This window comes from Mycoplana dimorpha, assembly GCF_003046475.1.
Classification (GTDB): domain Bacteria; phylum Pseudomonadota; class Alphaproteobacteria; order Rhizobiales; family Rhizobiaceae; genus Mycoplana; species Mycoplana dimorpha.
In genome coordinates this window covers 148343-173880 of record NZ_PZZZ01000008.1, presented here as the reverse complement: position 1 = coordinate 173880, position 25538 = coordinate 148343, and the positions used below count along the sequence as shown (strand labels likewise).

The window sequence follows — 25538 nt, the reverse complement described above, 5'->3', positions numbered from 1 at the left end:
GTTCTCCCTTGTGTGTCAGTCAATTCCGTGTTGCTGATACTGTTACGGCATGAACGTCATGTGACAGGAATAAAACGCTTTTTACGTAGCCTCCGTTCTCGGATGATCTCACTTCGGTTTGCGGAAGAGCCGGCTTGCCTCGAACAGTTCCTCCAGTGATTTCATCCGCTCCCGGGTCTCGGTCCAGTTCGCGCTCTGCACCGCTTCGATCAGCGCCTCCACGACGAAAAGCGTCACCACGGAGGAGTCCCAGGCCGACGGTGCCTCGATATGAATCCGGAATACGCGGGCAGCCAGTTTGGCGATGGGCGAGGCCCACTGATCGGTGAACAGCACGATCTCGACGCCGCGATCGCGGGCGATGCGGGCAAAGGTCTCCATCTCCTGCTCGTAGCGGCGGATGTCGAAGATGACGATGACATCGCCAGCCTTCATGTTGAGGACGTAATGCGGCCAGGCGCTCGGATTGGAGGCAAGCTGGGTGACGTTCGGCCGGATCACCTGCAGATGCGTGAACAGGTAGTCGGCCAGCGCCTTGGTGATTCGGCCGCCCACCACGTAGACGTTGCGCTTGCGATCGGCGATCAGCGCTGCTGCGCCGTCGAAATCCTCGATCTCAACCTGCGAGAGGGTGTGGCGAAGGTTGCCCATGATCGCGTCGGCGAACCGGTTGAGGATATGCGTCCCCGGCGCGTTGGCCGCCCAGCGGTCATGCTTGGCAATCGGGTTGGAGAGCGTCGCCTCCAGTTCATGGTGCAGGTGCGCCTGGAAGTCGGGAAAACCGCGGAAGCCGAGCTTTTGCACCATGCGGGCGACCGTCGGCGTGGACACGCCGGCATTCTCGGCCACCGTGGTGATGCTGCCGAGCCCGGAGACGGGATAATTGTCGAGAAGCGACGCCGCCAATTGTTTTTCGGCGCGCGTCAACGCGTCGTAATGCGCGTTGATCACGTCCGACACCGTCATGGATGCCTGGCTTGACGTCAAGTTTTTCCCCCGTCTGCCGCTCTCTGTCGGCCTGGAACGAAATTAAACATCGCTGTCACATTTGAAGTCAAATGGTTTATTGAAGAAGCTTCTTCATTCGCGCACTTGACAGGGGCGAAACTGTGAAGAATTCTCTTCAGACAATAATAGTGGCCGGTCGAGGGGATCAGGCTAGTGGGAATTTTGACTGGAGAGGAGGGCGACCCCGTCGCCCTGGAGAATGCTGCTGCGCAGGGACGGGTCATCCTCGTCTGTGAGCACGCGTCCCGATCGCTTCCCAAGGCGCTCGGCACGCTCGGCCTGTCCGACGAGGCTCTGGCGAGCCATATCGCCTGGGATCCGGGCGCGCTCGGCGTCGCCCGGCTGATGGCGCTGCAACTCGACGCGGCACTGGTCTTCCAGCGCTTTTCGCGGCTCGCCTATGATTGCAACCGTCCGCCGGAGTCGCCGGCCGCCATGCCGGAGAAGAGCGAGATCTTCGAGGTGCCCGGCAATGCCGGCCTCGACCAGGCGGCGCGCGACGCACGCACCGAAGCGCTCTACCTGCCGTTCCGCGACTCTCTTTCCCGCCTGGTGAAAAGCCGGATCGCGGCGGATCGGGCGCCGGTGATCGTTACGATCCATACTTTCACGCCGGTCTATTTCGGCAAGCCGCGCGCCGTCGAGATCGGCATCGTGCACGATAGCGACAGTCGGCTCGCCGACGCCATGCTTGCTGCGGCAGGCCGCACCCCCGGAGGCTACGATATCCGCCGCAACGAGCCCTACGGGCCGGAGGACGGCGTGACGCACACGCTGAAGGAGCATGGCCTGGCCAACGCTATCGCCAATGTTATGGTCGAGGTGCGAAACGACCTGGTTCGGGAGGAGGCCGGCCAGCGTGCCGTGGCCGGCTACCTTGCCGATCTACTCGTCGAGGGGCTGACGTCGCCGCAGGTACGCTGAGCGGATGCGCCGGTGCAGCGGCGCGAGGGGAGGAAAGGGAGGGATGTCGTTGTTTCAATATGAACGAGGTGGCCTGACTTCGCGTGGGGCCGTCATCAATGGGACTGTGCGCGATGCCTGAGTTCGTCAAGCATTACGTCCGTATCGTTGACTCACTTAACCGCAGGGTCGGCATCTTCGCGATGTACCTGATCTTCCCGATGGGCTTGATCCTGCTCTATTCGACCATGATGCGCGTCGCCTTCGGCTACCCGGTCAACTGGGTGATGGAGATGTCGCAGTTCATGCTGTCGGCCTACTACCTGCTCGGCGGCGCCTATTCGATGCAGATCGACGCCCATGTGCGCATGGACCTGTTCTACGGCATGATGAAGCCGAGAACCCGGGCGATCACCGATTCATTCACAATCCTGTTCGTGATTTTCTATCTGGTCGTGCTGTTCTGGGGCGGCGTTTCCTCCACCGAATATTCGATCACCTACAATCAGAAGAACTACACGGCCTGGGCTCCGGTCATGTGGCCGATCAAGATGATCATGACGCTCGGCATCTTCCTGATGCTGCTCCAGACCATTGCCCAGTTCTTCAAAGATGTCGCTGAAGCGCGCGGAAAGCCGATCGCATGAGCTCCGAATTCATCACCATCTTCATGTTCGCCTCCATGCTCGTGCTGATGGGCACGGGGCAGCGGGTCTACGGTGTCATCGGCGCGGTAGGCGCCGCGGCGGCGCTCTGGCTGTGGGGAAATGGATCTTTCGAACTTCCCTTCAACGCCGCCTTCCAGGTGCTCAACTGGTATCCGCTGATCACCGTGCCGTTCTTCGTCTTCATGGGCTACATGCTGTCGGAATCCGGCATCGCCAACAATCTGTACCGGATGTTCCATGTCTGGTTCGGATCGGTCCGCGGTGGGCTGGCGATCGGTACGATGGGGCTGATGATCGTCATCTCGATGGTCAACGGCCTCTCGGTCGCGGGCATGGCGATCGGCGCGACGGTCGCGCTGCCGGAACTCCTGCGGCGCGGCTATGACAAGGTGATGATCACCGGCGTCATCCAGGGCGGGTCGTCGCTCGGCATCATGGGGCCGCCCAGCGTGGTGCTCATCCTCTATGCGATGATCGCGCGCCAGCCGGTGCTGCAGCTGTGGCTGGCCGGCATCGGCCCGTTCATCCTGATGGCGATCATCTTCACCGCCTACATCTACATCCGCTGCCGCCTGCAGCCGGAATTGGGCCCGGCGCTGCCTCCGGAGGAGCGCGCCAGCATCACCTTGCGCGAAAAGCTCGTCCTGCTGCGCGAGGGGCTGCTGCCGTTCGGCCTGTTCGCTACCATCATGGGACTGTTCCTCACCGGCACGACCAGTCTCGTCGAGACCTCGATGGTCGGTGCGCTGCTGGCCCTGCTTGCCGCGTGGGGCTCCGGAAAACTGAGCGCCACCGTGGTGGAGAAGACGACGCGCAACACGCTGGCGGTTTCGGCGATGTTCCTCTGGATCATCCTGGGCGCCCTGTGCTTCAGCGCCGTCTATGACGGGCTCGGCGCGATCAAGGCGATCGAGAACCTCCTGCTGCACACCTGGGAATTGAGCCCCTGGGGCGTCCTGTCGATGATGCTGTTCTCGTTCATCATCCTCGGCATGTTCCTCGACGACACGGCCATGCTGGTCATCGTGGCGCCGCTCTACATTCCGCTGGTCAAGATCCTCGGGTTCGACCTGGTCTGGTTCGGCATCCTCTACACCATCACCTGCCAGATCGCCTACATCGTGCCGCCCTTCGGCTACAACCTGTTCCTGATGCGGGCGATGGCGCCGCCCGAGATCACCATCGTCGACATCTATCGTTCAATCGTGCCGTTCTTTCTTCTGATGGTGTTTAGCATGATCATCGTCATGGTGTTTCCGGACATCGCGATGTGGCTGCCGGAGGTCTATTCCGGGAAGAGGTAAACGCTCACTGCTTGGGGAGGAACCATGGAGCTAAGCGTGCAACGACTTGGAGACGGGGACGGCGCTGACCGCGCCGACCCGCCGCCGCAACGGAACTGATCCAATCACTTCAATAGGGGGAATTGAAATGACTGATGCCAAGACCATGAACAAGCGTGAATTCCTGCGGAAGTCCGTCCTGACCGGTGCGGGCGCCGTCGGCGCGACGACGCTCGCCGCGCCCTATGTGAAGGCGCAAAGCCCGATCAAGTGGCGGCTGCAGACCTATGCCGGTCCGGCCCTTGCCGACCATGTCGTCAAGCCGGCAATCGACGCCTTCAACAAGGCCGCAAACGGCGAGATGGTCATCGAACTCTACACGGCCGACCAACTCGTGCCGCAGGGCGAACTGTTCCGCGCCGTCCAGGCCGGCACCATCGATGCGGCGCAGAGCGACGACGATTCCATGGCCTCGCCGGTCGACGTCTCGGTGTTCGGCGCCTATTTCCCGTTTGCCTCGCGCTACAGCCTGGACGTGCCGGTTCTGTGGAACTGGTACGGCCTGAAGGAGATCTGGGAGGAGGCCTATGGCGAGGTTCCCGGCGTGACCTGGCTTTCGGCCGGCGCGTGGGACCCGTGCAACTTCGCCACCACCAAGCCGATCCGCAGCCTCGAGGACCTGAAGGGCCTGCGCGTCTACACCTTCCCGACCGGCGGCCAGTTCATCTCGCGCCTCGGCGTCGTTCCGGTGACGCTGCCTTGGGAGGACATCGAGGTCGCCCTGCAGACCGGCGAGATCGACGGCATCGCCTGGTGCGGCGCCACCGAAACCTACAGCGTCGGCTGGGCGGAGGTCACCAAGTACTACCTCACCAACAACATCTCCGGCGCCTGGTCGGGGTCGTTCTTCGCCAACACCGAAAAGTGGAATGCGGTCCCCGACCATCTGAAGGAGATCTTCAAGCTGGCGATGGATTCCTCCCATTATTACCGCCAGCACTGGTATTGGTGGGGTGAGGCGCACTACCGCACGACCGGCGGCAAGCTCGAGCTCACGACCATTCCCGAAGAGGAGTGGAAGACCGTGGAGGACATGGCGCTTACCTTCTGGGACGAGGTCGCCGCCAAGAGCCCCCGCAACGCCAAGGTGGTGGAGATCCTGAAGAAGTATCAGGAGACCATGCGCAAGGCTGGCGCTCCGTATCGCTACGGCTGAGCCCGGCCGGACTGAAAGCGAAGGCCGGCCGCTTCGGCGGCTGGCCCCCCAGGAGAACGAGCCGGGCAGTACCGACCGGTTCGGAATGGCAGGACAATCCGAGGACCGCCTGATGGCCGTGACCTATAGTTTTGATGAGTTGAAGAAGGATACGGCCGAGGGCCGCATCGACACCGTTCTCGTATGTTTCGTCGACATGCAGGGGCGCCTGATGGGCAAGCGGTTCCACGCACAGTACTTCGTGGATGGGGCCTACGAGGAAACGCACAGCTGCAACTACCTGCTGGCCACCGACATGGAGATGGAGACGGTCCCGGGCTATCGCGCCACCAGCTGGGAGGCGGGTTACGGCGACTATACGATGAAGCCGGACCTCTCGACGCTGCGTCGAATCCCGTGGCTGGAGGGCACGGCGATGGTCCTCTGCGACGTGCTCGACCATCACACGCACAAGGAGGTGCCGCATTCGCCGCGCGCGATCCTGAAGCGCCAGGTCAAGCGGCTGGAGGCGATGGGGCTGAAGGCCTACATGGCGACCGAACTGGAGTTCTACCTGTTCGATCAGACCTACGACGATGCCCGCGAGAGCGGCTTCCGGGACTTGCGGCCCGTCAGCGGCTACAACGAGGACTACCACATCTTCCAGACCACCAAGGAAGAGGATGTGATGCGGGCGCTGCGCAACGGGCTGCAAGGTGCGGGCATCCCGGTCGAGAACTCCAAGGGCGAGGCTTCGCCCGGCCAGGAGGAAATCAACGTCCGCTATGCCGACGCGCTGACCATGGCCGACCGTCACGCCCTCATCAAGAACGCCTGCAAGGAGATCGCCTGGCAGCGCGGCAAGGCCGTCACCTTCCTTGCCAAGTGGAACTACGGCTCGGCCGGTTCCTCCTCGCACATCCACCAGTCGCTTTGGAGCGCCGACGGCAAGACCCCGAAGTTCTACGATCCGGAAGCCAAGTACGGCATGTCCGACCTGATGCGCTGCTACGTCGCCGGGCTTCTCAACCACGCCAGCGAGGTCACCTATTTCCTGGCGCCCTACATCAACTCCTACAAGCGCTTCATGGCCGGCACCTTCGCGCCGACCAAGGCCGTCTGGAGCAAGGACAACCGCACGGCCGGCTATCGCCTTTGTGGCGAGGCCACGAAGGGCATCCGGATCGAATGCCGCGTCGGCGGATCGGACCTCAACCCCTATCTCGCCATGGCCGCGCAGATAGCCGCGGGCATCGCCGGAATCGAAGGCAAGCTGGAGCTGGAAGCGCCGTTTGTCGGCGACGCCTACGGCGGCAAGAACGTCCGCGAGATTCCGAAGACGCTGCGCGAGGCGACCGAGTTCATGGCGACATCGACGATGCTGCGCGAAGCGTTCGGCGAGGACGTCGTCGATCATTACGTCCGGGCCGCGCAGTGGGAGCAGGAGGAGTACGACCGGCGCGTGACCGACTGGGAGGTGGCGCGCGGCTTCGAGCGGGCCTAGGATTTACAGAAGGCTGTTTGTCCATGCCCTCTCTCCGAAAACGGCGGGAGGGCATTTGGCTGCGGAAGGTGAATGGGCGCGAAGGCGCCGACTGAATTGTAGATGCAACTGACAGGAAGACGATCATGACCATGATCAAATGCATTTCCCCCGTCGACGGCTCGGTCTATGCCGAGCGCGAGGCGATGCCGCTGGAGGCGGCGAAACAGGTTGTCGCACGAGCCCGCAAGGCGCAGAAAACCTGGGCGAAGCGGCCGCTGGAGCATCGTATCCAGCTCGTGCTGAAGGGCGTTGCCCGCCTCAACGAGATGAAGGACGAGGTGGTGCCGGAGCTCGCCTGGCAGATGGGCCGTCCGGTGCGCTATGGCGGCGAGTTCAAGGGCTTCAACGAGCGTTCGAATTACGTCGCCGAAATTGCCGGTTCCTCGCTCGCTCCGATCGTGATCGAGAACAGCAGCAGTTTCGAGCGCCGCATCGAGCGCGAGCCGCACGGCGTTGTCTTCGTCATCGCGCCGTGGAATTACCCTTACATGACCGCGATCAATACGGTGGCGCCGGCGCTGATGGCCGGCAACACCGTCATCATCAAGCACGCGGCCCAGACCCTGCTCGTCGGGGAGCGGCTGGTGCGGGCCTTCGTCGAGGCCGGCGTGCCGGACGATGTGTTCCAGAACATCTTCCTTGACCACGACACCACCTCGGCGCTGATCGCGGCGAAGAGCTTCGACTTCGTTAACTTCACCGGCTCGGTCGAGGGCGGCCGCTCGATCGAACGGGCCGCTGCCGGCACCTTCACGCCGATCGGCCTCGAGCTCGGCGGCAAGGACCCCGGCTATGTCATGGAAGACGCCGACCTCGACGCTGCCGTCGATACGCTGATGGACGGCGCCACCTACAACTCCGGCCAGTGCTGCTGCGGTATCGAGCGCATCTACGTCCATGAGTCGCTCTATGACGCCTTCGTCGAGAAATCGGTCGCCTGGGTGTCGAACTACAAGCTCGGCAATCCGCTCGACCCGGAAACGACGCTCGGACCGATGGCGAACAAGCGTTTCGCCGCGGTGGTGCGCGAGCAGGTGGCCGATGCCGTTTCGCGCGGTGCGAAGGCGCTGGTCGATCCAAAGCTGTTCCCGCAGGACGATGGCGGTGCCTATCTCGCCCCGCAGGTGCTGGTGAACGTCGACCACTCGATGCCCTTCATGAAGGAAGAGACCTTCGGCCCGGCCGTCGGCATCATGAAGGTCAGGAACGACGCCGAAGCGCTCGAACTGATGAACGATTGCCAGTACGGCCTGACGGTTTCGCTCTGGACGAAGGATGCCGAGCGTGCCGCCCGGCTCGGCCGCGATCTCGAGACCGGCACGGTGTTCATGAATCGCGCCGACTATCTCGACCCGGCGCTCTGCTGGACCGGCGTCAAGGAAACCGGCCGCGGCGGCTCGCTGTCGGTCATCGGCTTCCACAATCTCACCCGTCCGAAGTCCTACCACCTCAGGAAAGCACTCGCATGAGCATCACCGCCAACTGGAGCTACCCAACCGCCATCAAGTTCGGGGCAGGGCGCATCAGTGAACTTGCCGACCACTGCACGGCGGTCGGCATGAAGAAGCCGCTGCTGGTCACCGACCGCGGCCTCGCGCCGATGGCGATCACCCAGAACGCACTCGACATCATGGAAGCCGCCGGCCTGGGCCGGGCGATCTTTGCCGAAGTCGATCCGAACCCGAACGACAAGAACCTCGAAGCCGGCGTCAAGGCCTTCAGGGACGGCGGCCATGACGGCGTCGTCGCCTTCGGTGGCGGCTCCGGCCTCGATCTCGGCAAGGCGGTCGCCTTCATGGCCGGCCAGACGCGTCCCGTCTGGGACTTCGAGGACATCGGCGACTGGTGGACGCGCGCCAACTCCGACGGCATCGCCCCGATCGTCGCCGTGCCGACGACGGCCGGCACCGGCTCGGAAGTCGGCCGCGCCTCGGTCATCACCAACTCTGAGACCCACACCAAGAAGGTGATCTTCCATCCGAAGTTCCTGCCCTCGGTGACGATCTGCGATCCGGAACTGACGGTCGGCATGCCGAGGGTCATCACCGCCGGTACCGGCATGGATGCCTTCGCCCACTGCCTGGAGGCCTACTGCTCGCCGTTCTATCACCCGATGAGCCAGGGGATCGCGCTGGAAGGGATGCGGCTGGTGAAGGAATTCCTGCCGCGCGCCTACAGGGACGGCACCGACATCGAGGCCCGCGCCAACATGATGTCGGCCGCCGCCATGGGCGCGGTCGCCTTCCAGAAGGGGCTTGGGGCGATCCACTCGCTGTCGCATCCGGTCGGCGCCATCTACAACACGCACCACGGCATGACCAATGCGGTGGTTATGCCGCCGGTGCTGCGCTTCAACCGCCCGGCCATCGAAGGCAGGATCGCCGCGGCGGCGGCCTATCTCGGCATGGCCGGCGGCTTCGACGGCTTCTACGACTACGTGCTGCAGCTTCGCTCCGAACTCGGCGTGCCGGACAAGCTGTCGGCACTCGGGGTCGGCACGGACCGGATCGACGAGATGAGCGAAATGGCGATCGTCGACCCGACGGCCGGCGGAAACCCGGTCGAACTGACCCTTGAGGCGGCCAAGCGGCTCTTTGCCGAGTGCATCTGAGCGAGGTACGCACAGACGCATGCATTCTGAAGCCCGGCAGACCATGCCGGGCTTCTTCGTTTCAGGCCAGCCGTAACTTGCGTGCCTCGGGGAAGGCAGCGCCTCATCCTCGTCATGCACGCCTTCGTCCCGATCAAAAGTTACGACGAGCTGGCACGGCGCTTCCTCAGCCTTCGCCAGCCTCATATTTGCAATTTGTTAACCATCTTCTGAAAGGTTTGGTTAACCGGGCGCCACTCCCGCGCCGCCTCGAAGCGGCGACGGCGCGCGTACCTTGCAGGAAATGAGGATAAAGACATGCCGGTCATCACGTTCGCCAACGCCAAGGGCGGGGCAGGCAAGACCACTGCCGCCCTGATCCTTGCCACCGAGCTGGCCGCCCAAGGGTATCGCGTCACCATTCTCGACGCAGACCCGCAGCGCTGGATCACCCGCTGGCACGACCTTACCGGCACGCGGCCGAACCTGACGGTGATCTCCGAGGTGTCGATGGGGTCGCTGCAGTCACACATCCGCGAGAACCGCGACACCACCGACTATTTCGTGGTCGATCTTGCTGGCGCACGCGACGCAATGGTCGCGACGGCGATCGGCCTTTCCGACCATGTCCTGATCCCGATCCAGGGCTGTGCGATGGATGCCCACGGCGGAGCGCAGATTCTTGAACTGCTGCACCAGCTCGACAAGCGGGCGGGCGTCCGCATCGAGCATTCGGTGGTGCTGACGCGGATGAGTGCGGTCGTCACCACCCGCGCCATGGCCGCCATCAAGCAGCTACTCGCCGAGCGTGGCGTGGCGGTGCTCGACACCGCAATCGCCGAGCGGGCTGCATTCCGCGACATTTTCGACTGCGGCGGCACGCTGAGGACGATGGACCCGGCGCGGGTGTCCAATCTCGACAAGGCACGCGAGAACGCGCGCCTACTGGCCGAGGAGGTCATGCGCCGCGTCCCGGCCCCCCGGGCATCCGCGACCGTTCTGCGCGGCCGTCTGCGCGCCGCCTGACAGTTCGATCCATCTGTGCGACGGCAATCTCTCCGTTCGAGGCGCCCGGCTTTGGCCTGGCGCCTTTTCGGCGCCTGCGGCAATGTCAGCGGCTGCAGCGCAAGTGCAGCTGAAACGCGAGAAAGGCTCAGGGCCTAACCAAGCGTTTACTATGGCCGGGATAGAGCAGATGCCGAAAGCCATTTCGAGCTGCAGGCGCGTATCGCCGCGCAGCGGTCCATGATGGGCACAAAGGCAGTCGCGTTCCCGCCGGAACGGAGGTCTTTGGAGAAAATGGGCGCTGGCGCAAACCCAAAAGGGCATGGATAACCGATGAGTGCAGCTACTTCCGCATCCGGCAAGAATCACGATCTAGAGCGCCGGCTGGACTACCTCGGGCTCGACGCGAATGGCCGCAAGGAGCTGCGCAACCTCAAGTCATTCCTGGAGAGGGAACTCGCGCCCGCACTCGACCGGTTCTACGCGATCGTCCGCAACAGCCCGGAGGTAAGCCATCTTTTCTCCAGCGACGCGCACATGGCACATGCCAAGAATGCGCAGCTCAGCCACTGGGGCAACATCGCCAATGCGGATTTCAGCTCCGACTACGCCGCCAAGGTTCACTCGATCGGCAAGGTTCACGCGCGGATCGGCCTGGAGCCGCGCTGGTATATCGGCGGATACGCGTTGGTGGTGGAGCACCTGTTGACGGCGGCGCTCAAGGAGATGTGGCCGAAAGCCGGCCTGTTCTCCCGCGCCGAGACAACGGCGGCCGACGCTGCGGCCCGGCTTTCCAGCCTGATCAAGGCGGTGTTTCTCGACATGGACCTGTCGATCTCGGTCTACATGGACGCCTCCGACCTAACGAAGCAGCAGGCGGTGCAGGCGCAGGTGGTTGCCGAGGAGCGCAAGGTAGTGTCCGACAGCTTCGGTGCGGCGCTGAAGCGCATCGCCGCGGGCGATCTGACGGCCCGCATCGAAGGGCAGCTGCCGGAGGCCTACGAGACCCTGCGCGACGATTTCAATCACGCAATCTCGGCCCTGTCGCAGGCGATCGGCAGCATCCATGCCGGCGCCGGCTCCATTCACGTCAGCGTCCGCGAAATCGCCGCCGCATCGGACGACCTAGCCAAGCGCACCGAGCGGCAGGCCGCCAATCTGGAGGAAACGGCGGCGGCTGTGGAAGAAGTCACGACCACGGTGCGCCAGACGGCCAAGAGCGCGGACGATGCCAATACCCTGGTGTCGGCCGCCCGCGCCAACGCGGAGCGTAGCGGCGAGGTGGTCGAGGAGGCGATCACCGCGATGCAGGATATCCAGCAGTCGTCGGCCAGCATCGCAAACATCATCGAGGTTATCGACGAGATCGCTTTCCAGACGAATCTTCTGGCGCTGAACGCCGGTATCGAGGCCGCACGGGCCGGCGAGGCCGGCCGCGGTTTTGCCGTCGTCGCCTCGGAAGTGCGGGCACTGGCACAGCGCTGCGCGGATGCCGCCAAGGACATCCAGGGCCTGATCGCCAAGTCGCACGGGCAGGTCGAGGACGGTGTCCGCTCGGTCAACGAGGTTGCCGAGACGCTCCGCCAGATCGTGACGCAGGTGGTCGAGATCAGTTCGGTGTTCTCCGCTATTCGCGCGAGCACGGCCGAGCAGGCGACCGGTTTGCAGGCCGTCAACCAGGCGATCAACGCGATGGACCAGATCACCCAGCAGAACGCCTCGATGGTGGAACAGGCGAATGCCGCCAGCCAGGCGCTGACCCACGAGGCAGCTTCGATTGCAGCGCAGCTGAGCGCTTTCCGCACCAGCGGACAGGCCGCGGCTGCGCCTTCCGCGGGCTACGTCCGGGCGGCTTGACGCCGAAGAAGCGGGTGCGGCAGCAGGCGGGCGGCACGAAACGCCGCCTGTACCGCAGCGCCGTGGGCCCTGACTGCTTGCACATTCTGACGCGCCGGCTCCACGTGGGCCGGCGTTCGTGCGCCTTCTTCGAGGGTAGGCAACGGGAATTCGGCCGTGCCATCCGTGGCAGGCGCCATTAGAGAGAACGCCGGATCAAGCCGGGCAGGGACGAGCAAATTGCGCCGCACCCCTGTGCCGACATCGGGGCGGCTAACGCTGCCATTTCTCCCTCGCCCGGTCGTCGGCATCCTTGGCATCGACCCAGCCGCTTTCGCTGCCGTCGGCACGATGCTCCTTCTTCCAGAAGGGGGCCGAGGTCTTCAGGTAATCCATGACGAAAGAGGCGCCGTCGAAGGCGGCGTGCCGATGCGGCGCGGCGGCGATGACCAGCACGATGTTTTCGCCCGGCTCCATCCGGCCGAACCGGTGGATCGCGGCGATGCCCTGCAGTGAAAACCGCTCCACCGCCGCCTCGCAGATGCGCCGTATCTCCGCCTCGGCCATCCCGGGATAATGCTCGAGTTCCAGCGCCGCAAGGCTCCCGCCTTCGTCGCGGCAAAGCCCGGTGAAGGTGACGATTGCGCCGATCTGGCGGTTCCGGGCCGTCAAGGCCGCCGTTTCGGCGGCGGCGTCGAAATCGGCGCGCTGGACCCGCACGACCACGGGAATCTCCGCCGACACGGCCATTGCTCAGCCTCCCGTCATCGGCGGAAACAGCGCGATCTCGCGGGCGCCCTCGATCGATTCGCCGTGCTCGACGTGTTCCTGGTCGATCGCGACGCGGATGACGTTTTCGTGCTCCAGCGCCACCTCGTACTCCTCGCCGAGCGTCTTCAGGTGCTTCAACAGATCGGCCGCGGTCTTCACGTGGCCGGGAAGCTCAAGCTCTTCCTCTTCTCGTCCGATCCGCTCGCGCACCCAGGCGAAATAGACAAGCCGGGTCATCATTTCTCCACGATATGCCTAAGGCCGGCCCGGAAGTAATCGTAGCCGGTATACATGGTGATTGCCGCCGCAATCCACAGGAGCACGAGCCCGATTTCGGTGGTGAACGGCAGATACTTGGCGCCGGCCGGGCCGGCGAGCAGAAAGCCGATCGCAAACATCTGGATCGTCGTCTTCCACTTGGCGATGCGGGTCACCGGCACGCTCACCTTCAGTTCAGCCAGGTATTCGCGCAAACCCGAGACCAGGATCTCGCGGCAGAGAATGATGATGGCGGCCCAGATCGTCCAGCCGGCGATCGTGCCGTCTGCCGCCATCAGCAACAGCACCGAGGCCACCAGCAGCTTGTCGGCGATCGGATCGAGCATCCGGCCGATGTTCGAGGTCTGCTTCCAGATGCGGGCCAGATATCCATCGAAGAAGTCGGTGATCGAGGCCGCCGCGAACAGGCCCAACGCCGACCACCGGGCAAAGTCCGAGGATTGCAACCTTCCCTCGACAAAGAAGCAGAGCACGATGAGCGGGACCGCTAGGATGCGGGCGTAGGTGAGGAGGTTGGGGATGCTGTAAACCATGGATTCGCAGTCTCGGATGTGTTTCCGGTTAGTTGTGGACTTTGTGACAGGTCCGTCAACCGTTTGCGAGAGCTTTTCACCGCGAACAAGGCAATATTCCGATGGCGCTTCGGAAAAGGCCGCCGGGAGCCGCCGTCCGGCGGCGGCTTTATGTCTCACCGCGGTTGTTCGGTTTCGGTCGTTTCCGAACAGGCTGCGGATTTCTTTGCTTTTTTCCGACACGGCCGGGACGTATCGTCTGCCGGTGAGGTCTCCACAGTGCCGCCGAATTGACGCCAGCGAAAGCCGGGCAGGGTAATCGCCGCTATCGAGCGGCGTCTTCGTGGAAGTGGTTGTAGACCAGTCGGGCGATGGTCTCTGAAATGCCTTCGACCGCGGTGAGGTCGGCAATGCCGGCGCGCGACACGGCTTTGGCCGTGCCGAAATGCTGCAGCAGGGCGCGCTTGCGGCTCGGGCCGATGCCGGCGATCTCGTCCAGCGGGTTCTTCACCATCTCCTTCTTGCGCCGCGCCCGGTGTGAGCCGATGGCGAAACGATGCGCCTCGTCGCGCAGGCGCTGGACGAAGTAGAGCACCGGATCGCGGGGCGGCAGGGAGAAATCCGGCCGGCCGGCGGCAAAGAAGCGCTCGCGCCCGGCCTCCCGGTCGGCGCCCTTGGCGACGCCGATGGCGATTACCTGGTCGGTGATGCCCAGTTCCTGCAGGATCGCCCGCACCGCCGTCATCTGCCCCTGTCCGCCGTCGATAAGGATCACGTCGGGCCAGGCAGGGAAGGGCAGGTCGGCGGCGTCGGTGCCTTTGTCGGCGGTCGCATCCATGCCGCGGTCCGGCAGGCCCTCTTCCTTGATCAGGCGCGAGAAGCGGCGCGTCATCACCTCGCGCATCATGCCGAAGTCGTCGCCGGGGGTGATGTCCGTCGACCTTATGTTGAACTTCCGGTACTGGCCCTTGACGAAACCCTCGGGGCCGGCGACCACCATGCCGCCGACGGCATTGGTGCCCATGATGTGCGAGTTGTCGTAGATCTCGATCCGCCGCGGCACGTAGGGCAGCCCGAAGGTCTGGGCGAAGCCTTCCAGCAGGCGGGATTGCGATGCGGTCTCCGCCAGCTTGCGGCCATGCGCCTCGCGCGCGTTGGCCAGCACCTGGTCGACGAGATCCTTCTTCTCACCACGCTGCGGCACGTGGATGGACACCCGGTATCCGGACTTCTCGCTCAGTGCGTCGGAAAGCAGGTCCAGCTCCTCGATCTTCTCCGACAGCAGGATCTGTCTTGGACAGGGCTTGTCATCGTAGAACTGGGCCAGAAAGGCGTTGAGCACCTCCGATGCCGGAAGCTGCGGATCGGCCTTCGGGAAGTAGGCGCGGTTGCCCCAGTTCTGGCCGGTGCGGAAGAAGAACACCTGGATGCAGGAGATGCCTCCCTCATGGTGGATGGCGAAGACGTCCGCTTCCTCGACGCCGGCAGGATTGATGCCCTGATGGCTCTGCACGTGGCTTAGCGCCGCCAGCCGGTCGCGATAGACGGCGGCGCGCTCGAAGTCGAGGTCCTCTGCCGCCTCGTTCATCGCCGCGGCAATCTGGCCCTTAACGTTCTGGCTCTTGCCGGAAAGGAAGTCCTTGGCCTCCTGCACCAGTTCGGCATAGCCGGCATCGCTGATCTCATGGGTGCAGGGCGCCGAGCAGCGTTTGATCTGGTAGAGCAGGCACGGCCGGGTGCGGCTCTCGAACACGCTGTCGGTGCAGGTGCGCAGGAGAAACGCGCGCTGCAGCGAGTTGATCGTCCGCCCGACCGCGCCGGCCGAGGCGAAGGGTCCGAAATAGTCGCCCTTGCGGCTGCGGGCGCCACGGTGCTTGAAGATTGCCGGTGCGCGACTGTCGGCCGTCAGCAGGATATAGGGAAACGACTTGTCGTCGCGCAGTTGCACGTTGAAGCGTGGGCGCAGCCGCTTGATCAAATTCGCTTCAAGTAGCAGCGCCTCGGTCTCGGTGCGCGTCGTGACGAACTCCATGTTCGCCGTCTCGCGGATCATCCGGCCGATGCGATTGGAATGGCCGCGCCCGAGAGCGTAGTTGCTGACGCGCTTCTTCAGGTTGCGCGCCTTGCCGACGTAGAGCACGTCGCCTGCCTCGTTGAACATGCGGTAGACGCCGGGGCTGTTAGGCAGGCGCTTGACGAAGGCCTGGATCAGCTCCGCGCCGCGCAAGCCTTGCTGCACGTCGACCGTTTCCGACCACTCGATCGCGGGCAGCGGGGCGGGGGCGGACGTCGATTCGGCCAGGTCGTCTTCGTCGTCCCGCTCGTTTTCGTCATAGAGGATGCCGCCATCCTCGACCGGCCGACCGGTGGTCATTCCCTGCTCTCCGCGACGTGTTCTGGTCTTCCCGGACAGGCCACTGCCCGCCCTCAGAACGATCCTTTGCACGGTTAAGGCCGCGATGTCGACCGCAAGCCCGACCGTTCCCGCATTCTCCGTTCGCGGCACAGCCGGGGATCGTTGATCCTCTTCGTTGCTTAACCTTTCCTGATATAGAGATCCGCAGGCCAGTCTGCACGGGTCGAAGAATCCTTTCGAGAAGGTTAACAGCTGCCACGTCGCCCACAGCGTTTGCTGTCGAATAATAAGTATATCCGACGTTCCTTGTGGTATGGTTAACAAAATCCATGTTGTTGAAACGCAACAGCATTCTGCGATGATGCCTTTGCCATCAAATCTTCACAATTTGGCTCTTTCAAATCCTCAATCTTTATTCAAATTCGGCTCAACGGGCGGTTTGGACCGTAGTTTATTGATGCCGGGCTGGCACATTGCTCGCCAGCGGCATGGAAATGCAAAGGAGAATAGTAATGCGTACCCTGATCACCACCCTGCTGGCTTCCGCCATGTCGTTTGCCGCCCTGCAGGCCCAGGCGGCCGATGCGGTCTCGGATGTCCCGCTGGCGCCGGCTGCTGACTTTTCTGCGCCGGCTGGCGGCAACTGGGCCGGCGGTTATGCGGGTGGTAACGTCACCTGGCAGCACGGCCACTTCAACAAGCAGAGCGGCAACAGCGCCGACGGCTTCGGCGTCGGTGCCTATGGCGGCTACAACATGCAGGACGGCCAGCTGGTTTACGGCGGCGAAGCCGACATCAACTACTCCGACATCGACTCGAAGAACACCGCCCGCAAGGCCGAGCAGGGCGTCAATGGTTCGCTTCGCGCCCGCGTCGGCGTCGATCTGAACCCGGTCCTGGTGTACGGCACGGGCGGTGTCGCCACCTCGCGTGCGAAGATGAAGGACCACACCTCGTCCGATACCCGCACCATGTACGGCTGGACTGCCGGCGTCGGCGCTGAAGGTTACGTCACCGACAACGTCACCGCCCGCGTCGAGTATCGCTACACCGACTACAGCAGCAAGCGGTTCGACCTCGACTCGGGCAACGTCCGTGCAGGCCTGAACGACCAGAGCGTCCGCGTAGGCATGGGTTACAAGTTCTGATCCAGCCGATCAGGCGAACGAACAAAGGCCGGGCGGGTAACCGCCCGGCCTTTTGTGTTGGAACCGAGTGGCCGACCCCGGCTTGTGTCCATTGCATTGGGCTTCGCGGCAATGGCCGGCGACCTCCACCGGCGCTGCCGCCACAATTCACGGGTGCGGTCGTCAGTCGACGAATTCGACCGTGACGCCCGGCGCGGTCATCTTCGCCAGCTCGGTGGCGTCCCAGTTCGTCATGCGAATGCAGCCATGGCTCTGGGTCTTGCCGATCTTCGACGGTTCGGGCGTGCCGTGAATGCCGTAGGTCGGTTTGGACAGCGCGATCCAGACGGTGCCGACCGGGCCGTTCGGGCCGGGTTGCAGGGTCAGTATCTTATCGTTGGAACCCTGCTGGAAGTTGATCTTCGGGTTGTAGGTGTAGTTCGGATTGAAGGCGATCCGCTCCACCGTCACCGTGCCGGACGGGGAGGGGGTGTCGGCCGAGCCGATGCTGGCGGGATAGGCGGCAACGAGGTTGCCTGCCTCGTCATAGGCAAGCAACTGCTTGCGGCCCTTGTCCGCGAGAATCCGCGCCACCTTGCCCTTCTTGGCCTCCCCGACGTTGGTGACCTTGATGATCGTGCCGGGGATCGAGAAATCGACGCCGGGATTGATTTCCTTCAGGTACTGTTCGTCCATGTGGAACCGTTCGGCGAGCATTTCCAACGTCGAGGTGTAGGACAGCGCCGGAAGAGCGGCCTTGTGGGCATAGTCGTCGGGAATCGAAGCCACGTAAGGACCGGCGGCATCGGCCGCGGTGATCTGGTAGGTCGTGAACGGCATGCCGCCATTGAGGTGCAGGCGCTCGAGGACCGCCTCGGTGTCGTTCGGGTCGAGCCGTTCGCCGGTCGCCGCCTGCCAGGCCTCGATGGCCTTGGTGACGTTCGAACCCTTCTTGCCGTCGATGACGCCGGGCGAGAAGCCCTCGCGATCGAGGAACACCTGAAGCGCCGTCACCTCGGCCACGGTCCTCTTGCCAAGCGGAGCAGCGGCCGGAAGCTGCGGTCCAGGGACGAAATCCGGCTGCATCGAGGCGTCCGGAAGGGAGGCCATGTCGTCGGCGCCGTAGCCGTCGCGCGGATCGCCTTCGCCGGGATAACCGTCGCCGGGAAGGTCGGGCAGGTCGGAGCGGTCGATCGCGCCGGGTGCGCGGTAGGCGGGAACCGAGCCGGTTGTCAGGTCGCCATACTCGTCGGGCGCCGGCGGAAAGTAGTCGGGCGAGGTCTCCGGAAAGCCCTCGACCGGCCGGTAGCGATCGCGCCGGAAATCCGGCGTCTCGTAGCGCGAGAAGTAGCGGCCTGCCGGCATGGCGGTGGCGATCAGGTTGCCCCAGCTGTCGACATAGATCCGGCGGCCCTGCCGATCACGCCCGACGCGGACGCTCCCATCTGCCGGAATATAGTCGAGGATGTCGCCTTCCGGGGTGACGAGCACCATATCGCGTCGGCCACCGTAAACGTCCTGCGCAGCCGCCGGCGCCGCGGTGAGAAGCGCCGCCAGGGCAAGTAATGAAATGCTTGTTTTCAAAACGGAATTCACGAATCTACCTGTGTTGACGCTATTGCCGGGGACGTGACACCGAATTTCGACGTTAATATGGAGAAGTGAAATGATGGTTAATGGACTCCTAACGATCGTGCCCCTGTGACCGGGCCGCCGCACCGAAAAACAACGTTGCGATTTGCGCGCGGGTTCCAGCCACCCTGCGCTGTGGGCTGCCGAAGTCACAGGGTCTAGGCGTCTCAATGCAAATCCGGCGGCGTTGTGGTGCGACCTTGGGGCGCGCGTGCCGACGAATATGAGTCGGCAGGCATGCACGGCTGAAAGGAATTCCGCTTGGGGGATTCATGCGCTAGAACCCAGGGAGATTCCACAACCGGGACCGATCCAAGCTCGGGACGCCGCCTTTCCGGGAAGCCGCCATGACCCTCGCCCTGACCGCCGAAAACGGCGTGCACAGCTTCGATATCGCGCTCGATCCGCAATCGGCGCTTGACCTCCGCGACGCCGTTTTCTTCGGCGTCAATCTGGCGCCGGGGTCGGCGATCCCGTCCGACGGGGACCCGCGCATCGACCGGGCATTGCCGGGCTTCATGTTCACCTGCGGGCCTGACCACATCCGCCACCCGGAACCGGTCGAGGGGACGGCGGATCGGCGCTACCCGCTCCACGGCTCGCTGTCCTCGCATCCGGCCAGGGGCATCCTGTTCGAGGAGGACGAGGGCGAGGTCGTCTGTTCGGCGCGCGTTCCGGTCTCGCTTGCCAATGGCGAGACGGCCGAGTTGAGGCGCAACTGGCGTGCCGACCGGGCGACGGGTGTCATCACGCTCGACGACACCGTCGAAAATACCGGCGCCCGCGCCTGGCCGCCGGTGGCGATGTACCACATCAACATCAATACCCGCTTGTTCGACGAGCACACCCGGCTGACCGGGGCGATGCTGGAGGGCGGCAGCATGCCCTGGCGTTTCGGCGATGGCGATATGCGGATATTCTGCGTCCCGGCCGCGGAGACCGCGCATGACGGCTGGGCCGACATCGCAATCGGTCCGATCGCCTCGCTTGGCGGGCGAAGCCTGCATGTGCGGTTTCGCGTCGACACGCTGCCTTTCCTGCAGGTCTGGCGCAACCAGTCGCCTGGCTGCCACGTCATGGGCCTGGAGCCGGTGACGCACCGGCTCGTTGGCCGACAGGAGCTGATCGCCTCAGGCGAGATGAAGAGCTTCGCGCCCGGGGAGACGATCGACTACGGGCTTTCCTTCGAACTGCGCTGATGCCGATCGCGGCTGTACCGATTGACGGTAGCCGCCGCCGCGCCTACATCGAACGCAGCAGATTTCACTAAAGGGCCAGCAGCATGGACATCCGCGCCATCAATGACGAATATTCGGTCTCCGGCCAGATCACCGTCGAGGATCTGGACGAGATCAAGGCGATGGGCTTCAAGTCGATCGTCTGCCACCGGCCGGACCATGAGACGCCCGACCAGCCCGAATTCGCGACGATTGCCGCGCGTGCGAAGGAACTCGGCCTCGACACCGCGCACGTCCCGGTGGGTTCGATGGGGGTCACGGCGGATGCGGTGCGCGACATGGTGGACGCGCTCGACGAACTGCCGAAGCCGATGCTCGGATATTGCCGCTCCGGCGCCCGCTCGACCAACATCTACGGCCAGACACAGCATCTCCGCGGCTGACGTCCGGAAAAAGTGGGCGGCAGAGCCGCATTTGAGCTGCCGAGGCAGAGTTAACTGCCTCTTCTCCCCAGCGGGGAGAAGTGCCGAGCGAATGCGAGGCGATGAGGGGGCCTTGGGGCACGCCGTTGGCGCTTCGCGCCCCCTCATCCGGCCCTTCGGGCCACCTTCTCCCCGCTGGGGAGAAGAGGTGGCCTACTTCCCGTCGCGGATCTGCGACAGCGTGCGCGCCGGCGTGATCGCTTCCGGATCGAGCTTGACCTCGATGATCGCCGGCTTGCCGCTGGCGCGGGCCCGCAGGAACGCGGGCGCGAACTCCTCCGTCTTCGACACCGTCTCGCCGTGTCCGCCATAGGAGACGGCGAGTGCGGCGAAATCCGGATTGGTCAGGTCGGTGGCGCTGACGCGGCCGGGATAGTCGCGCTCCTGGTGCATGCGGATCGTGCCGTAGATGCCGTTGTTGACGACGACGGTGATGATCGGCAGGCCATAGCGCACGGCCGTGGCGAACTCCTGCCCGTGCATCAGGAAGCAGCCGTCGCCGGCAAAGCAGATGACCTCGCGCTCCGGGAACAGCTGCTTGGCAGCCACCGCGGCAGGCAGGCCATAGCCCATTGAGCCCGAGGTCGGCGCGGCCTGGGTGGCAAAGCGCCGGAAGCGGTGGAAGCGGTGCACCCATGTGGCGTAGTTGCCGGCACCGTTGGTGAAGATCGCATCCTCCGGCACGTTCTCCTCGAGCCAGGCCATGATCGGTCCCATCTGCACGTCGCCCGGACCGGTCGCCGGGGGTGTCGACCAGGCGAGATAGGCGGCGTGCATGGCCTTGGTCCGCTCAGCCCAGCGGGGCGGGGCGGCGGGGGCGAGATCGGCGAGGCTGGCGGCGAAGTCCGAGGCGCTCGCGCAGATCGCCAGGTCAGGCCGGTAGACGCGGCCCAGCTCGGACGGATCGGCGTGGACGTGCACCAGCGTCTGCTTCGGGTAGGGGCTGTCGAGCAGCGTGTAGCCCGAGGAGGGCATTTCCGAATAGCGCCCGCCGAACAGCAGGACGAGATCGGCCTCGCGGATCTCCCTGGCCAGAGCCGGGTTGATGCCGATGCCGGAATCGCCCGCATAGTTCGGGTGCAGGTGATCGAACAGCATCTGGCGCCGGAACGAGCAGGATACCGGCAGCGCCCAGCGTTCGGCAAAGGCGGCGATGCCGGCGACGCTCTCTTCATTCCACCGCGTGCCGCCGAGAATGACGACCGGCCGTTCGGCTTTCTCCAGCAGCGTCTTCAGCTTGGCGATCTGGGCCGGTCCCGGATGGGCCTCGACCGGCATGTATGGTTTTGCCGCCGGCGCCTCGACCGTCTCGGTCAGGATATCCTCCGGCAGTGCCAGCACAACCGGCCCCGGCCGGCCCGAAGTGGCGATGGCGAAGGCGCGGGTGACGAATTCTGGAATGCGGCGCGGATCGTCGATCTCCGCCACCCATTTCGCGACCTCGGTGAAGGCGCGGCGGTACTCGATCTCCTGGAAGGCTTCGCGCTCGCGCGCCTCGCGCTGCACCTGGCCGATGAAGAGGATCATCGGGATCGAATCCTGCCGGGCGATGTGAAGGCCGGCGGAGGCGTTGGTGGCGCCGGGACCGCGCGTGACCATGCAGATGCCCGGTTCCCCGGTCAGCCGGCCCCAGCAGTCGGCCATCATTGCCGCGCCGCCTTCCTGGCGGCAGACGAGCACGTCGATGTCGGTGTCGTGCAGGGCATCGAGGACGGCGAGATAGCTCTCGCCGGGAACGCAGGCGATGCGGCGCACGCCGTTTGCAACGAGGGCGTCGACGATCAACTGACCGCCGGTTCGTGCGGCGCCTTGGGCAGTGCTTGTTTCAATATTCGTCATGCGGTCCTCTTTTCGGCTTCGAGGGCATCGAGTTCGGTCAGGATCTCTTCGGTGTGTTCGCCGAGCCTCGGGCTGGGGCGTTCATAGGCGAGCGGCGTCTCGGAGAAGACGATCGGGGTCCGCACGCTGGGGATCTGATTGCCGTCCCGATCGGCAAGATCGACCCGCATGCCGCGGGCCACGACCTGCGGATCGGCGAAGGTTTCGGCGATCGAGTTGATTGGTCCGGCGGGGACGCCGTTCTCCTCGCAGGCGGCGAGAAGATCGGTCTTCTTCCAGTTCCGGCTGCGCTCCAGAATCAGCGGACGGAGTTCTGCGCGATGCTTCACGCGGGATTTGTTGGTGGCGAAACGCTCGTCCGACGCCAGATCGGCCATCCCGAGCAAGGCGCAGAAGCGCTGGAACTGCCCGTCATTGCCGACTGCGAGGATCATGTGTCCGTCGGTGGTTTCGATCACCTCGTATGGGGTGATGTTGGGATGGGCGTTGCCCAGGCGGGTGGGGGCAGTGCCGGAAACCAGGTAGTTCATGTTCTGGTTCGCCATGACGGCAGACTGCACGTCGAGCAACGCCATGTCGATCTGCTGGCCCTTGCCCGTCTTCATCACGTGGATGAGTGCGGCCTGAATTGCCGTAACCGCGTAGATGCCGGTGAAGATGTCGGCGATCGCCACGCCCGCCTTCATCGGCTCGCCGTCAGGGGCGCCGGTGACCGACATGAAGCCGGACATGCCCTGGACGATGTAGTCGTAGCCGGCGCGCGCCGCATAGGGGCCGTCCTGGCCGAAACCGGTGATCGAGCAATAGACGAGCTTCGGGTTTTCCTCGGCAAGGCTCTCGTAGTCGAGGCCGTATTTTTCCAGGCCGCCGACCTTGAAGTTCTCGATCACCACGTCGGCGGTGCGCACCAGCCGGTGAACGATCGCCTGTCCCTCCTTCGAGCGAAAGTCTACGGTGATCGAGCGCTTGTTGCGGTTGGTCGAATGGTAATAGGCCGCGGAGAGGTTTTCACCATCCTTGCCGGTGACGAAGGGCGGACCCCAGGCGCGGGTATCGTCGCCGCCGTCGGGGTTTTCGACCTTGATCACGTCGGCGCCGAGATCGGCGAGCATCTGTCCGGCCCAGGGCCCGGCGAGCACGCGCGCCAGCTCGATGACCCTGATGCCGGCAAGCGGCAGGTTCCTCTTGTCCATCGTCTCCTCCAATGCCGGCCGACCCGCACCTGGCGGAATCTGCCGTCAGCTTATGGCGTGGATAACAAATAGGGACATGCCGGGATAGCACCAACGCGGCATGAGTTGATGAGCGGGCGGACTTAACCTGTGCGCAATTGTCAACGCCAACGATCAGACCAGCGGCGGCAGCGCCGGCAGGGTCGCGCGCTTGCGCAACTGGTGCTCGCGCCAGATCACGTAGCAGCCGGAGCCGATGATGATGGAGATGCCGGCCCATTTGAGCGGATCGGGCAGGTCGCCGAACACCCACCAGCCGAGCGCGGTGGCGGAGACGATCTCCAGATACTGCAGCGGCGCCAGCACGGAAGCCGGCGCGTTGCGATAGGCATAGGCGCCGAAAATGCCCGAGATCGTGGCGGCGATGCCGGCGCCGACGATGAAGAGCGCCGACAGGGCCCCCGGCACGACCGGCTGGAAATCCGCCCAGCCGAACCGGCTGCCGACCAAGAGCGCGATGGCGGCGAACCCCGCGCCCCAGAGGCCGGAATGCAGCTGCATCGACCAGGGGTCCTCGTTCTGCGCTGCCAGCCGCGTGATCAGCAGGTAGACGGCGAGGCCGAAAGCCGAGACTATGGGCAGAAGGGCGACGAGACCAACCTCCTGCAGGCTCGGCTGAATGACGAGCATCGCGCCGAGGAAACCCACGGCACACGCGGTATAGCGCCGCCAGCCGATCGTTTCCTTCAGGAAAATCGCGCCGAGGATCGTCAGGATGATCGGCTCGACGAAGAAGATCGCCAGCGCATCGGCCAGTTCCATCACCGCAAGCGCCATCACGAAGCTGATCATCACAATCGCGGTCATCAGGCCGCGGACCGCATGCAGCGCCGCCTTTTTCCAGGTGAGGTCGAAAAGCGTGCCGCGCCAGAGCACCACCGGCAACAGCGTCAGCGTCTGGAAGATGAAGCGGCAGAAGGTGATCACCGTTGCCGGCACCTCGGCGACGGCGAGCTTGGAGAAGATGTCGATGACCGGCGCAAGCAGCACCGAGACCACCATCAGGGAGAGGCCAAGGCCCACCTCGTGGCGGAGTGTGGCGGTCGGGGAGGCGGCCGTCTGCGCGGTCATGTCGGTCTACCGATGGGATTGTCAGGGCGGACAACCCTTTCGCACCAACGGCAGAAATCCGCAACCGGCATTTCGCGCAGGTCCGGCCGCTCCAGAAGGGTCTCATGCCGCAGGCCGGGATAGATGCGACATGTCGTGTCGACCAGCCCCGCACGCCGCAGCCGCTCGCCGAGCCAGCCCACCGCGCGCCCGAAGTCAGTCGCCGGATCCTCGCCGCCGCCGACGAGATGGATCGGCAGCGTGCGCGGCAGCCGGGCGATCCTCGCGGCAGTTGCGCCCGCATAGCTCAGCGCGAAAACGTCGAGCCATAGCGACACGCTGGGATCGAAGCCGCAGAGCGGGTCGGCAACGTAGTTGTCGACCTCGCGGTGATCGTGCGAGAGCCAGTCGAACTCCGTCCGCCGGTCCGGGATCGCCTTGGCCCAGGCACCGAAGGTGAGCCGTGCAAGCCGCGTGCTCGGCACGTCAGACCCCTTCAGCATCCGTTCGGCCAGCAAAATGGCCTGGGCGGCACGGCCGGCGAGACCGGGCCGGAAATTCGAATTCCAGACTGCGAGCGCGTCGATCTTGTCCGGATAGGTCTCCGCGAAACCGAGCGCCAGCAGGCCCCCCATCGAATGGCCGAACTGGATGATCGGCAGCCCCGGATGCGCGCCGGCTGCCAGTTCCCGCATCGCCAGCATGTCCTCGAGCGCGACGCGCCAGCCATCGCGGACGGCGAAGCGCCCGGTCGGCGCATCAGGCGCTTGCGTGTGGCCATGGCCGCGATGGTCGTGCGCATAGACATGGAAGCCGGCCGACGCCATACGCCCGGCGAACGCGCTGTAACGGCGCGAATGTTCGGCAAGGCCGTGGCTGACGAGCAACACCCCAGCGGCGGCACCCGCGGCCGGCTCATGGTGATAGGCCATCCGGGCGCCGGTCGGGCTCGATAGATGATGGACGTCGGAGAACATGCCGGTCGGCTGCCTGCGCGGACTGTGTGATGCGGCCATGAAATTGATTTTCTGCCGAAAAGCAATCCA

At 64.4% G+C, this 25538-nt stretch carries 22 protein-coding genes; 12 read left to right on the top strand and 10 right to left on the bottom strand.

The features are described 5' to 3' along the window. Window positions 1-108 precede the first annotated feature (108 nt). Entirely contained in the window at window positions 109-966 is an 858-nt protein-coding gene (locus C7449_RS18495; RefSeq protein WP_170115946.1) for a MurR/RpiR family transcriptional regulator, read from the bottom strand. A gap of 186 nt (window positions 967-1152) precedes the next feature. Here C7449_RS18495 and C7449_RS18490 point away from each other — a divergent pair, with 186 nt between their 5' ends. The 9 genes from C7449_RS18490 to C7449_RS18450 all read left to right on the top strand — a co-directional run bounded on the left by C7449_RS18490 (window position 1153) and on the right by C7449_RS18450 (window position 12055). Then, complete coding sequence (locus tag C7449_RS18490; protein WP_108004378.1) at window positions 1153-1932, top strand: N-formylglutamate amidohydrolase; 780 nt, start codon at window positions 1153-1155, stop codon at window positions 1930-1932. Between the two features lie 113 nt (window positions 1933-2045). Next, window positions 2046-2558 (top strand): TRAP transporter small permease subunit, encoded by a 513-nt coding sequence (locus C7449_RS18485; RefSeq protein ID WP_108004463.1) that lies wholly within the window; start codon window positions 2046-2048, stop codon window positions 2556-2558. Then, window positions 2555-3883 (top strand): TRAP transporter large permease, encoded by a 1329-nt coding sequence (locus C7449_RS18480; RefSeq protein WP_108004377.1) that lies wholly within the window; start codon window positions 2555-2557, stop codon window positions 3881-3883. Before C7449_RS18485 ends, C7449_RS18480 begins: the two co-directional genes overlap by 4 nt. A 127-nt stretch (window positions 3884-4010) precedes the next feature. Continuing rightward, on the top strand, window positions 4011-5078 hold the full coding sequence (locus C7449_RS18475; RefSeq protein WP_108004376.1) for a TRAP transporter substrate-binding protein: 1068 nt from the start codon (window positions 4011-4013) through the stop codon (window positions 5076-5078). A gap of 118 nt (window positions 5079-5196) precedes the next feature. Then, window positions 5197-6561, top strand: a complete 1365-nt coding sequence (locus C7449_RS18470; RefSeq protein WP_108004462.1) for a glutamine synthetase family protein — start codon at window positions 5197-5199, stop codon at window positions 6559-6561. Window positions 6562-6686: 125 nt separating this feature from the next. After that, window positions 6687-8072, top strand: a complete 1386-nt coding sequence (locus tag C7449_RS18465; protein ID WP_108004375.1) for an aldehyde dehydrogenase family protein — start codon at window positions 6687-6689, stop codon at window positions 8070-8072. Continuing rightward, complete coding sequence (locus C7449_RS18460; RefSeq protein ID WP_108004374.1) at window positions 8069-9214, top strand: iron-containing alcohol dehydrogenase; 1146 nt, start codon at window positions 8069-8071, stop codon at window positions 9212-9214. Before C7449_RS18465 ends, C7449_RS18460 begins: the two co-directional genes overlap by 4 nt. A gap of 297 nt (window positions 9215-9511) precedes the next feature. Beyond that, window positions 9512-10219, top strand: coding sequence for a ParA family protein (locus C7449_RS18455; RefSeq protein WP_108004373.1), 708 nt, complete (start codon window positions 9512-9514; stop codon window positions 10217-10219). 312 nt (window positions 10220-10531) lie between these two features. Further along, on the top strand, window positions 10532-12055 hold the full coding sequence (locus tag C7449_RS18450; protein ID WP_108004372.1) for a globin-coupled sensor protein: 1524 nt from the start codon (window positions 10532-10534) through the stop codon (window positions 12053-12055). Between the two features lie 252 nt (window positions 12056-12307). On the opposite strand, the gene C7449_RS18445 is transcribed toward C7449_RS18450, so the two are convergent. From C7449_RS18445 to uvrC, 4 genes are all read right to left on the bottom strand, one after another. Then, a complete protein-coding gene (locus tag C7449_RS18445; RefSeq protein ID WP_108004371.1) occupies window positions 12308-12784 on the bottom strand; it encodes a molybdenum cofactor biosynthesis protein MoaE in 477 nt (158 codons plus the stop codon). A 3-nt stretch (window positions 12785-12787) separates the two neighbouring features. Continuing rightward, a complete protein-coding gene (gene moaD, locus C7449_RS18440; RefSeq protein WP_170115941.1) occupies window positions 12788-13042 on the bottom strand; it encodes a molybdopterin converting factor subunit 1 in 255 nt (84 codons plus the stop codon). Continuing rightward, window positions 13042-13617: a CDP-diacylglycerol--glycerol-3-phosphate 3-phosphatidyltransferase gene (pgsA, locus tag C7449_RS18435; protein ID WP_108004369.1), complete on the bottom strand. Its 576-nt coding sequence runs from the start codon at window positions 13615-13617 to the stop codon at window positions 13042-13044. The genes moaD and pgsA overlap by 1 nt, the downstream gene beginning before the upstream one ends. 304 nt (window positions 13618-13921) lie before the next feature. After that, complete coding sequence (uvrC, locus tag C7449_RS18430; protein WP_108004368.1) at window positions 13922-15970, bottom strand: excinuclease ABC subunit UvrC; 2049 nt, start codon at window positions 15968-15970, stop codon at window positions 13922-13924. Between the two features lie 494 nt (window positions 15971-16464). Here uvrC and C7449_RS18425 point away from each other — a divergent pair, with 494 nt between their 5' ends. Further along, window positions 16465-17100 (top strand): outer membrane protein, encoded by a 636-nt coding sequence (locus tag C7449_RS18425; protein WP_108004367.1) that lies wholly within the window; start codon window positions 16465-16467, stop codon window positions 17098-17100. 162 nt (window positions 17101-17262) lie between these two features. Here the strand turns inward: C7449_RS18425 and C7449_RS18420 are convergent, their stop codons facing one another. Beyond that, window positions 17263-18573 carry a L,D-transpeptidase family protein gene (locus tag C7449_RS18420; protein WP_108004366.1) on the bottom strand — a complete coding sequence of 437 codons (1311 nt, stop codon included), beginning with the start codon at window positions 18571-18573 and terminating at the stop codon, window positions 17263-17265. Window positions 18574-19058: 485 nt separating this feature from the next. Here C7449_RS18420 and C7449_RS18415 point away from each other — a divergent pair, with 485 nt between their 5' ends. Both C7449_RS18415 and C7449_RS18410 read left to right on the top strand, forming a co-directional pair. Continuing rightward, complete coding sequence (locus C7449_RS18415) at window positions 19059-19910, top strand: DUF4432 family protein (RefSeq protein ID WP_108004365.1); 852 nt, start codon at window positions 19059-19061, stop codon at window positions 19908-19910. A gap of 83 nt (window positions 19911-19993) precedes the next feature. Further along, window positions 19994-20332, top strand: coding sequence for a TIGR01244 family sulfur transferase (locus C7449_RS18410; protein ID WP_108004364.1), 339 nt, complete (start codon window positions 19994-19996; stop codon window positions 20330-20332). Between the two features lie 192 nt (window positions 20333-20524). Here C7449_RS18410 and C7449_RS18405 read toward each other — a convergent pair whose 3' ends face one another. The 4 genes from C7449_RS18405 to C7449_RS18390 form a co-directional block, all read right to left on the bottom strand. Beyond that, window positions 20525-22210, bottom strand: coding sequence for a thiamine pyrophosphate-binding protein (locus C7449_RS18405; RefSeq protein WP_108004363.1), 1686 nt, complete (start codon window positions 22208-22210; stop codon window positions 20525-20527). Continuing rightward, complete coding sequence (locus tag C7449_RS18400; RefSeq protein ID WP_108004362.1) at window positions 22207-23403, bottom strand: CaiB/BaiF CoA transferase family protein; 1197 nt, start codon at window positions 23401-23403, stop codon at window positions 22207-22209. The genes C7449_RS18405 and C7449_RS18400 overlap by 4 nt, the downstream gene beginning before the upstream one ends. Window positions 23404-23556: 153 nt before the next feature. After that, entirely contained in the window at window positions 23557-24513 is a 957-nt protein-coding gene (locus tag C7449_RS18395) for a DMT family transporter (RefSeq protein ID WP_108004361.1), read from the bottom strand. After that, on the bottom strand, window positions 24510-25469 hold the full coding sequence (locus tag C7449_RS18390; protein ID WP_108004360.1) for an alpha/beta fold hydrolase: 960 nt from the start codon (window positions 25467-25469) through the stop codon (window positions 24510-24512). The genes C7449_RS18395 and C7449_RS18390 overlap by 4 nt, the downstream gene beginning before the upstream one ends. Window positions 25470-25538: the final 69 nt, after the last annotated feature.